General features: G+C 39.5%; 9 protein-coding genes. 8 read left to right on the top strand and 1 reads right to left on the bottom strand.

Annotation, left to right across the window (positions count from 1 at the left end; translation table 11 throughout):
- Window position 1 precedes the first annotated feature (1 nt).
- Genes HMPREF9075_RS00535 through arsB form a run of 3 tightly spaced genes read left to right on the top strand, consistent with a single transcriptional unit; the run spans window position 2 to window position 2,192 of the window.
- Complete coding sequence (locus tag HMPREF9075_RS00535) at window positions 2-334, top strand: arsenate reductase ArsC (protein ID WP_083476174.1); 333 nt, start codon at window positions 2-4, stop codon at window positions 332-334.
- Complete coding sequence (locus HMPREF9075_RS00530) at window positions 334-1,134, top strand: cation transporter (RefSeq protein ID WP_009388541.1); 801 nt, start codon at window positions 334-336, stop codon at window positions 1,132-1,134. The genes HMPREF9075_RS00535 and HMPREF9075_RS00530 overlap by 1 nt, the downstream gene beginning before the upstream one ends.
- Before the next feature lie 11 nt (window positions 1,135-1,145).
- Window positions 1,146-2,192, top strand: a complete 1,047-nt coding sequence (gene arsB, locus HMPREF9075_RS00525) for an ACR3 family arsenite efflux transporter (protein WP_009414623.1) — start codon at window positions 1,146-1,148, stop codon at window positions 2,190-2,192.
- Between the two features lie 252 nt (window positions 2,193-2,444).
- Here arsB and HMPREF9075_RS00520 read toward each other — a convergent pair whose 3' ends face one another.
- A complete protein-coding gene (locus HMPREF9075_RS00520; RefSeq protein WP_009414622.1) occupies window positions 2,445-2,867 on the bottom strand; it encodes a thioesterase family protein in 423 nt (140 codons plus the stop codon).
- Between the two features lie 213 nt (window positions 2,868-3,080).
- On the opposite strand from HMPREF9075_RS00520, the gene dnaA reads away from it, so the two are divergent.
- The 5 genes from dnaA to mnmA are packed head-to-tail and all read left to right on the top strand — an operon-like array spanning window position 3,081 to window position 9,271.
- The gene (gene dnaA, locus HMPREF9075_RS00515) at window positions 3,081-4,496 is read left to right on the top strand and encodes a chromosomal replication initiator protein DnaA (RefSeq protein WP_009414621.1); all 1,416 of its coding nucleotides are present in this window, start codon (window positions 3,081-3,083) and stop codon (window positions 4,494-4,496) included.
- Entirely contained in the window at window positions 4,496-5,671 is a 1,176-nt protein-coding gene (locus tag HMPREF9075_RS00510; protein ID WP_009414620.1) for an alanine dehydrogenase, read from the top strand. Before dnaA ends, HMPREF9075_RS00510 begins: the two co-directional genes overlap by 1 nt.
- A gap of 2 nt (window positions 5,672-5,673) precedes the next feature.
- Complete coding sequence (locus HMPREF9075_RS00505; RefSeq protein ID WP_034556411.1) at window positions 5,674-6,399, top strand: ABC transporter permease subunit; 726 nt, start codon at window positions 5,674-5,676, stop codon at window positions 6,397-6,399.
- Window positions 6,396-8,081, top strand: coding sequence for a gliding motility-associated ABC transporter substrate-binding protein GldG (gene gldG / locus HMPREF9075_RS00500; RefSeq protein ID WP_009414618.1), 1,686 nt, complete (start codon window positions 6,396-6,398; stop codon window positions 8,079-8,081). Before HMPREF9075_RS00505 ends, gldG begins: the two co-directional genes overlap by 4 nt.
- A complete protein-coding gene (mnmA, locus tag HMPREF9075_RS00495) occupies window positions 8,078-9,271 on the top strand; it encodes a tRNA 2-thiouridine(34) synthase MnmA (protein ID WP_009414617.1) in 1,194 nt (397 codons plus the stop codon). Before gldG ends, mnmA begins: the two co-directional genes overlap by 4 nt.
- Window positions 9,272-9,289 lie beyond the last annotated feature (18 nt).

Below are 9,289 nucleotides of genomic sequence, written 5' to 3'. Positions count from 1 at the left end.
TATAGTAGGCACGAGCTACAAGCTCGCGCCAGCAAGGGGGGTAAAGGTTATGGATGAAATGGGTATAGATTTAACCCACCATACCCCTAAAAGTGTAAACCTATATATAGGACAGGAATGGGACTATGTTATTACGGTCTGCGGTGGGGCAAACGAAAGCTGCCCGATGTTTACGGGTGAAGTAAGGAACAGGCTGCATATAGGATTTGACGACCCATCAGAAGCAACCGGAACGCCGGAGTTTATAAACAGTGAATTTCATCGGGTACGGGATGAAATAAAAGCCCGCTTCTATCAGTTCTACATCGACCATATCCAAGGAAAACAAGAATAATGCACCAATATATCTCTAAGTTCAATGTTCCAAAGATGGATTGCCCATGCGAGGAAAATTTAATCCGTCTGAAATTAGGCAATAGCCCCTTAGTGGAGCGTCTCGATTTCGACTTGGCGGAAAGAACCTTAGTTGTCATCCATCACGGGGAAGTGAAGTCGATTCAGGAACAGCTTGAAACATTAAACCTCGGTGCCAAGCTAACAGCATCTTCTCTCTGCGATGAAGCAAAGTCTGAAACCACCTCCAAAGTTCAGAGACGGGTGTTGTGTTGGGTGCTCGTCATCAACTTTCTATGTTTCATCATAGAAGCCACAACAGGCATCATCTCCCAGTCGATGGGCTTGGTCGCAGACAGTTTGGATATGTTGGCAGATGCTTTGGTTTACGGCATGAGTCTGATGGCTGTTGGAACAACTATAGCCCGTCAGCAAAAAGTAGCAAAACTCAGTGGCTACCTTCAAATTTCACTGGCTGTATTGGGGCTCATCGAAGTTATCAAACGCTTTATGGGCCTCGAAACGCCCCCAGACTTTTTAGTTATGATTGTCATCTCGTTCATTGCACTAATCGCCAATACAGCCTCTCTATGGTTGTTGCAGCGCACAAAGAGCAAGGAGGCCCACATACAAGCCAGTGTTATTTTCTCAGCCAACGATGTCATTGTCAATATAGGAGTCATCGTTGCAGGGCTGTTGGTTGGACTATTGAACAGCAACGCCCCTGATTTGATCATAGGCATCATTGTCTTTCTCATCGTCATTAGAGGCGCGATACGCATACTGAAACTCTCAAAGTAAAACTATAACATATGGAAAAGAAACAAGGAATTGGATTTTTTGAAAAATACCTGACTATCTGGGTTGCCTTGTGCATCATTATTGGAATTGCCGTGGGACAATGGCTCCCGACAATTCCGCAAACATTAAGCAAATTTGAATATGCCAACGTGTCTATACCCGTGGCAATCCTGATTTGGTTAATGATTTATCCGATGATGCTAAAAGTAGATTTTCAAAGTGTTAAGAATGTCGGCAAGCGTCCGAAAGGAATTATAGTCACTTGTGTTACAAATTGGCTGATAAAGCCATTTACCATGTTCGGAATAGCTTATTTGTTCTTCTATGTGGTTTTCAAAGCCTTTATACCTGCCGGATTAGCCGAAGAATATTTAGCCGGGGCGGTATTATTGGGGGCTGCACCTTGTACAGCAATGGTGTTCGTGTGGAGTTACCTTACTAAAGGGGATGCCGCTTATACACTGGTACAAGTGGCAGTGAACGATTTAATCATATTGGTAGCGTTTGCCCCTATCGTTGCTTTCTTGCTGGGAGTTGGCGGCGTATCTATCCCGTGGGATACTCTGTTGCTATCCGTAGGGCTGTTTGTTGTAATACCACTTGCTGCTGGGGTCATTACCCGAATAATGGTTATCCGCCGCAAAGGTGTGGAGTATTTCAATAACGTATTTATTAAGAAATTTAATAATTATATGGTAGGTGGATTGCTATTAACGCTTATTATCCTGTTTTCATTTCAAGGAGAAACGATACTGAACAATCCCCTGCATATCTTATTGATTGCAGTTCCGCTTGTGTTGCAAACGGTTCTGATATTCTTCGTTGCTTATGGTTGGGCGAAATGGTGGAAATTACCCCATGATGTTGCCGCACCCGCCGGAATGATTGGGGCAAGTAATTTCTTTGAATTAGCGGTTGCTGTGGCTATTTCTCTTTTTGGTTTACAATCTGGGGCTGCATTGGCTACGGTGGTGGGCGTGCTGGTCGAAGTTCCGGTGATGTTGATGTTAGTAAGGATTGCCAATAACACACGAAGCTGGTTTCCGGCTACAAAATAACAATAGGGCAAAAGTCCTAATCTAACTTTATCGTAAAAAGGCTTGGTGCTGGAAATGTTTGTTCCTAACGTTTCCGGCATTAGGCTGTCCAAAAAGTCTTCAAAAGTATGATTGCCTCTCACATTTTGAAAAAGTACAAGACTTTAGTAAAATGATTAGACTAACAATCAATAACTTTTGGTTCCCTTGTAGGGGCGAATTGCCATTCGCCCTCACAAATCAAAACTTTTTAGACAGCCCCTTTACGCATTTTTAAGACAGCTTATCACTTTTAATTTTGATGAGGTCTAATATTTTATCGGGGCAGCGTGTAGGTCGCCAAGTTTGGGCGTTTACGAATACTAAGATAGTATTGGCTGTAGATAAAAGCTCGCCTTTTTCGTTGAAAAGTTCGTAATCAAATTCTATTTTTGAGGAGGGCATATTTTTCAGTATTGTACGAATTGTGATAAGCTCATCGTAAAGAGCTGGTTTTTTGTATTGGATTTGTAGGGATACTACGGGCATAATGATGCCTTCTTCTTCCATAGTTTTGTAAGTAAATCCGATGGAACGGAGCCATTCTACACGCCCAATTTCTAAATACTGAGGGTAATTACCGTAATACACCACGCCCATTTGGTCGGTTTCGGCATAGCGGGTGCGCAAAGCATAGTCAAAATATAAGTTGTTCATATATAGATAGATAAAAAATACGATTCATTATAAATAGCGACCTCATACGAAAAAGAAAGTATAAAAACAAGTGTTAAATATTTTTTTTATTCAAAAATTATTCACAATTTTGCTGACTGAAATAACAACACTATTTATAGGGGCAAAATTAGTAAAAAAATCTAATAATCAAAATATTAGGATACTGAGGAGCTCAAAAAGAATACCTATTTTATGGAAGAAGCAGCTAAAAAAGTATGGAATAACTGTCTGGAATTTATAAAAGACAATATAGATGAGCAACCATTTAACACGTGGTTTGCTCCTATAGAGCCTATTGACTTAGATGGTAATAAGCTGAAGATAAAGGTAAAGAGTATGTATATAATGGAGTGGCTGGAAGAGAATTATCTTTCTCTTATCGGTTCGGCTATGAAACGTGCTCTTGGGGAAGGGGCTCGCTTGGTATATATTATAGATACTCCTGTGAGCAGGGAGCAATTGCCAAGTATTAATCGTCCTGAATTGCCTAAACAGAATGTGAATATGCCTATTGAAGGGAAAAACCCTGAGATGAGAAATCCTTTTGTGATACCTGGTATACGCGAAATTACGATAGACCCTCAGCTGAACTTGCATCAAAACTTTGATAATTTTGTAGAGGGTACCTCTAACCGATTGGCGCGTTCGGCAGGTATGGCTGTAGCTAATAAACCTGGAGGTACGGCATTTAATCCGCTTTTTATTTTTGGAGGCGTAGGTTTGGGAAAAACACATTTGGTACACGCTATAGGGGTGGATATCAAAGAGAAGTTTCCTCATAAGAAGGTGTTGTACGTATCTGCAGAGAAATTTACCCAACAATTTATTAGTGCTTCAAAAGATAAAGAAAGGAGCTCGCTGAATGACTTTATTCATTTTTATCAACTTATAGATGTACTAATAGTAGATGATATTCAGTTTCTTTCGGGCAAAGTGAAAACGCAAGATGCTTTCTTTCATATATTCAATCATTTGCAACAAAACAATAAACAGATAGTTCTTACCTCGGACAAAGCTCCTGTTGATTTATTTGATATAGAACAACGCTTGTTATCTCGTTTTAAATGGGGGTTACCTGCTGAATTGCAAGCTCCTGACTATGATATGCGTTATCAAATCTTAAAAAACAAATTCTATAATGATGGGGCTAATGTGAGTGATGATATTATTGCTTATTTGGCTGAAAATATACGTACTAACATACGTGAGCTGGAAGGGGTGAGCAACTCGCTTATTGCCCAAGCGGCGTTTAACCGCAAAGAATACTCTATAGAGCTTGCCCAAAGTATTATAGAAAAATCGGTAAAGAATAAAAAGAATGATTTGACGATAGATCATATACAAAAAATCATTGTTGATTATTTCAATTTGGAGATAGATGAACTACACTCTAAAACGCGCAAACGCAATGTGGTGCAAGCGAGGCAGCTGGCGATGTATTTTTCTAAGAAATACACCAAAAATTCTTTGTCGACCATTGGTAGCCAAATAGGGCAGCGCGACCACGCCACAGTATTATACGCTTGCAAAACGGTGGAAAATCTCATAGAAACAGACCGTGAGTTTAAGAAATATGTGAGCGATTTGGAAACTAAATTTTCCGACTGATGAAACATCAATTAACACAACTTATACCACAAGAAGAGCGATTGGCTATTGCTACTCAGCAAAGTGCTTTGCGGATAGGTATTCCTAAGGAGCATACTTATCAGGAGCATCGCATATGCTTGTCGCCCGATGATGTGGCTGTGCTTATTGCCAATGGGCACCAATTGGTTATAGAAACGGGTGCTGGTGAGGGGGCTAACTTTAAAGACATAGAATATAGTGAGGTGGGGGCTGAAATAGTCTATAGCAATGAAGAGGTTTTTGCTTGTCCTATAGTGCTAAAAATAACGCCACCTTCTCAGGAGGAATTGGTTTATTTTCGTCCTAATAGTGTGCTAATCTCGGCATTGCAACTTAATACCCAAGACAAGGCATATTTTGAAACGCTTATTGATAAACATATCACAGCTTTAGCCTTTGAATATATACAAGATGATGAAGGCAATACCCCTGTGAGCCAGTCAATAGACGAAATAGTGGGGGTGGCTTCGGTACTTACGGCAGCGGAATTGGTAGCTGAGAACGGAAAATGGTTGTTTGGCAATATTACAGGAGTTCCGCCTATAGAAGTGGTGCTTTTGGGTGCTAATAGTGTAACTGAAGCTGCAGCTAAAGCTGCTATAGGCTTGGGGGCAAATGTAAAGATTTTTGGGCGTTCGCTTACGGCTTTGCGAGCTTTGAGAGAACGATTGCCTATTTCTGTATATACATCAACAATGCAACCTAAACTACTACGTAAAGCCTTGATGCGCTGTAATGTAGTGATAGGGGCAGTGTTGGGCGAATGCAGGTCGCCCATTGTAATTACGGAAGATATGGTACAACTGATGAAGCGCGGTTCGGTAATTGTAGATGCTTGTATTGCAATGGGAGGTTGTGTAGAAACCAGCAGGCTTACGACTTTTGCAGAACCGACTTTTGTACTACATAATGTGGTGCATTACGGTGTGCCAAACTTACCTTCGCGTTATGCCCGTACGGCATCTTTATCGCTTAGTAACTTACTTACTTCTTACTTACTGAAAATAGGAGAGGAAGGAGGTATAGAAAATATGCTTCAGATAGATAAAGGCTTTAGGAATGGGCTTTATTCTTATCACGGTATTCTTACGAATATTAGTATTTCGGAATGGTTTGGGCTTCCTTGCAAGCCATTACACTTATTGTTTCTTTAAAAATGTACGCACTATTTAAAAAAGAGATTCGTTATTTTTTTACATCTCCTATAGGATTTACCATTATAAGTTTGTTTATACTACTCAATGGGCTCTTTCTTACTGTTTTTAAAACAGATTACAACATCTTCAACGCAGGATTTGCTGATTTATTACCTTTTTTTAAGCTCTCATCGTGGGTATTTGTATTTTTAGTACCCGCACTTACAATGAGGAGTATCTCGGAAGAAAAAAGAAGTGGAATGCTTACCTTGCTATTTACTAAACCTATCAGTGTATGGCACATAGTATTGGGGAAGTATTTGGGCATACTATTTTTGCTATTTGTCATTCTTTTACCTTCTGTAATATACGTTTATATGCTGTGGGTATTGGGTAATACTACAGGGAATTTGGATATAGCGGGTATTGTAGGTTCTTATATTGCCTTGTTTTTGCTGGTAGCTACTTTTGCTGCTGTGGGGCTATGGGCTTCATCGGTAAGTAGTAACCAGATTATATCGTTTGTATTGGCAGCTTTTTTGTGTTTTTTCTTGTTCTTTGGGCTTGACCAGCTTATCGCTTTTATAGCACCTGATGGTTATAGCTATAATGGTTTTGGATTTCAGCCTCATTTTGACGCTATTAGTAGGGGAGTATTGGATACGAAAAACCTTGTGTATTTTATATCTATTATCTTGTTTTTCAATTATATAACAACCTTATCTCTTAAAGCTTACAAACGATGAAAAAGATACTAAATCACACAGCCAGTAGGGTAGGGGGTGCTCTCTTAATTTTATGGCTGATAAACATAATGGCACAGCAGTGGCATATGCGTATAGACCTCACACAAGATAAACGTTATACCTTATCGGAAGTAACACTCCAAACGCTTGCTAAAATAAATTACCCCTTACAAATAGATGTATTACTAAACGGAGATATTCCTACAGAGTTTAGGAAACTACAGGTGGAAACGATGCAGCTCTTAGACGAATATGCAGCACAAAATAGCCATCTTATCATCAATTATATTAACCCTATGAAAGGGGAGGAGGACACCAATAAAGTACTGCAAGAAATGATGAGCTATGGGCTCACGCCGCTACAAATAGCACAAACAGAGGCAGGAAAATCATCGGTAGCTTATATTTTTCCTTGGGCAATGATAAGTGATGGCAAAAAGAGCGAGCGAGTGCCCTTATTTGTGAATAAATTGGGGGCAAATGACCAAGAACGAGTACAAAATTCGGTGCAACGATTGGAATATAACTTTACCGATGCGCTGAACAAGATGATATTGGAAAAGAAGAAAAAAATAGCTGTATTGAAAAGCAATGGTACGCTTGATGATATATATATAGCTGATTTTTTGAAAACAGCTCGTGATTATTACTTTATAGCTCCTTTTACACTTGATTCGGTAGCTACGAATGCCCAGAAAACTTTGCAAGAGCTTAAACCTTTTGATGTGCTATTGGTAGCTAAACCAACAAAACCTTTTACAGACATAGAAAAACAGGTAATAGACCAATATATAATGCAAGGTGGGCGAGTGCTATGGCTGGTTGATAATGTGGATATATCGTTGGACGATTTGTATAAAATGGGTGGAAAAGCAATGGCAATGCCTGTGGATTTGAACCTTACAGATATGTTTTTCCAATATGGTTTTCGCATTAACTACACACTGATAAACGATTTGTATTTTTCTGAAATAATGGTAGCAACGGGCGAGGGGTCGGCGACTCGTTATATGCCTTTGCCGTGGGTGTATTCGCCCTTAGTGTTATCAGATAACAATCACCTTATTAACAATCACTTAGATGCCGTACGATTACAATTTGCTAATAGCATAGATACTTTGCGAAATGGAGTAAAGAAAACAGTACTATTGCGCAGTTCGCCTATTTCAAAAGCAGATGGTACGCCCCGTGAGATTACGATGCAAATATCACCTGACAAGATGGATAAAAATGCCTATAAAGGAGGTAATATACCACTGGCAGTGCTATTGGAAGGAGAGTTCAATTCGGCATACAAGGATAGAATACGCCCGACAGAACAGGTAAAGGAAAAAGCAGAAAAGAGTGTTCCTACCAAAATGGCTGTGGTAGCTGATGGTGATATTATTAAGAATGATATAGATGGGCAGAGCCATATGCCATTAGAATTGGGATTGGACAAATGGACACAGAAGTTTTATGACAATAAGGCTTTTTTGCAAAATACATTGAACTATTTGATGGACGATACTGACTTTTTGGTATTGCGCAATAAAAAAGTGCAATTGGCATTACTGAATAAAGAAAAAGTAACCGAAGAACTTACTGCGTGGCGGGTGAAAGTATTGGCTTATCCGCTGATAGCTTTGTTGTTAGTAACGTTTTCGGTAATATATATTTACAAGAGGAAAAACATAAAATGAAAAGAGTAGTAGTAGGATTAAGTGGAGGGGTGGATAGTAGTGTAGCTGCTTATCTGCTAAAAGAACAAGGTTATGAAGTGATAGGGCTCTTTATGAAGAATTGGCACGATGATAGTGTTACAATTTCGGACGAATGTCCTTGGCTGGAAGATAGTAACGATGCGCTTTTGGTAGCTGAAAAATTAGGTATTCCATTTCAAACTGTGGATATGAGCAAGGAGTACAAAGCGCGTGTGGTAGATTATATGTTTAACGAATACGAACACGGCAGAACTCCCAATCCTGATGTGTTGTGCAATAGAGAAATAAAATTTGACGTATTTATGAAGTTGGCACTTAGTTTGGGTGCTGACTATGTGGCTACAGGACATTATTGCCGCAAAGAAACTGTAGAAGTAGACGGAAAAACTATCTACCGATTGCTATCAGGCAGAGATGATAATAAAGACCAATCGTATTTTTTATGTCAGTTATCGCAAGAGCAGCTTAGCAAGGCATTATTTCCGATAGGAGATTTACAAAAACAGGAAGTAAGAGCTATTGCAAAGGAACAAGAACTTGTAACAGCTGAAAAGAAAGATTCGCAAGGGCTTTGTTTTGTGGGGAAGGTACGTTTGCCAGAGTTTTTACAGCAAAAATTACAGCCCCAACAAGGAGATATTATTGAAATTCCGAACGAATGGCAAGGTTATACGGACTATGATGTAACAAGAACCTTTGAGAGTTATGACGATGAGTTGGAATACTTATCACAACGATTTGCATATCAGCCAGAAAATGGTAAAAAAGTAGGGATGCACCAAGGAGCTCATTACTTCACCAAAGGACAACGCAAGGGACTGAATGTAGGAGGGACAAAAGAGCCTTTATTTGTAATAGAAACAGATATTGAAAATAATATTATTTATGTAGGGCAAGGACATTTGCATAGAGGCTTATACCGAAAGGCTTTGAGTATAGAAAAGGCAGATGAGCATTGGGTACGCCCAGACTTGCGATTGGCAGTAGGCGAACGTAAAGATGTGATGGTGCGTATTCGTTATCGCCAGCCTTTACAACGAGCAGTTTTATATCAAGGAGCTGAAAAGTTGTATATAGAATTTGAAACTATGCAAAGTGCTATAACAGAAGGACAGTTTGCCGTGTGGTATATAGGAGACGAATTAATAGGCAGTGGAGTTATATCATAGCTTATAAAAAGTTTCTTC

Origin of the sequence: Capnocytophaga sp. oral taxon 332 str. F0381 (assembly GCF_000318275.2) — a bacterium.
Classification (GTDB): Bacteria; Bacteroidota; Bacteroidia; order Flavobacteriales; family Flavobacteriaceae; genus Capnocytophaga; species Capnocytophaga bilenii.
Note: the sequence above shows the minus strand (reverse complement) of the source record. Positions and strands in the feature narration are given on the sequence as shown.

Excerpts from the sequence above, each read along its gene's own strand:
- HMPREF9075_RS00530 (WP_009388541.1), top strand. The coding sequence starts at position 334 with ATGCACCAATATATCTCTAAGTTCAATGTTCCAAAGATGGATTGCCCA.
- arsB (WP_009414623.1), top strand. The coding sequence starts at position 1,146 with ATGGAAAAGAAACAAGGAATTGGATTTTTTGAAAAATACCTGACTATC.
- HMPREF9075_RS00520 (WP_009414622.1), bottom strand. The coding sequence starts at position 2,867 with ATGAACAACTTATATTTTGACTATGCTTTGCGCACCCGCTATGCCGAA.
- dnaA (WP_009414621.1), top strand. The coding sequence starts at position 3,081 with ATGGAAGAAGCAGCTAAAAAAGTATGGAATAACTGTCTGGAATTTATA.
- HMPREF9075_RS00510 (WP_009414620.1), top strand. The coding sequence starts at position 4,496 with ATGAAACATCAATTAACACAACTTATACCACAAGAAGAGCGATTGGCT.
- HMPREF9075_RS00505 (WP_034556411.1), top strand. The coding sequence starts at position 5,674 with ATGTACGCACTATTTAAAAAAGAGATTCGTTATTTTTTTACATCTCCT.
- gldG (WP_009414618.1), top strand. The coding sequence starts at position 6,396 with ATGAAAAAGATACTAAATCACACAGCCAGTAGGGTAGGGGGTGCTCTC.
- mnmA (WP_009414617.1), top strand. The coding sequence starts at position 8,078 with ATGAAAAGAGTAGTAGTAGGATTAAGTGGAGGGGTGGATAGTAGTGTA.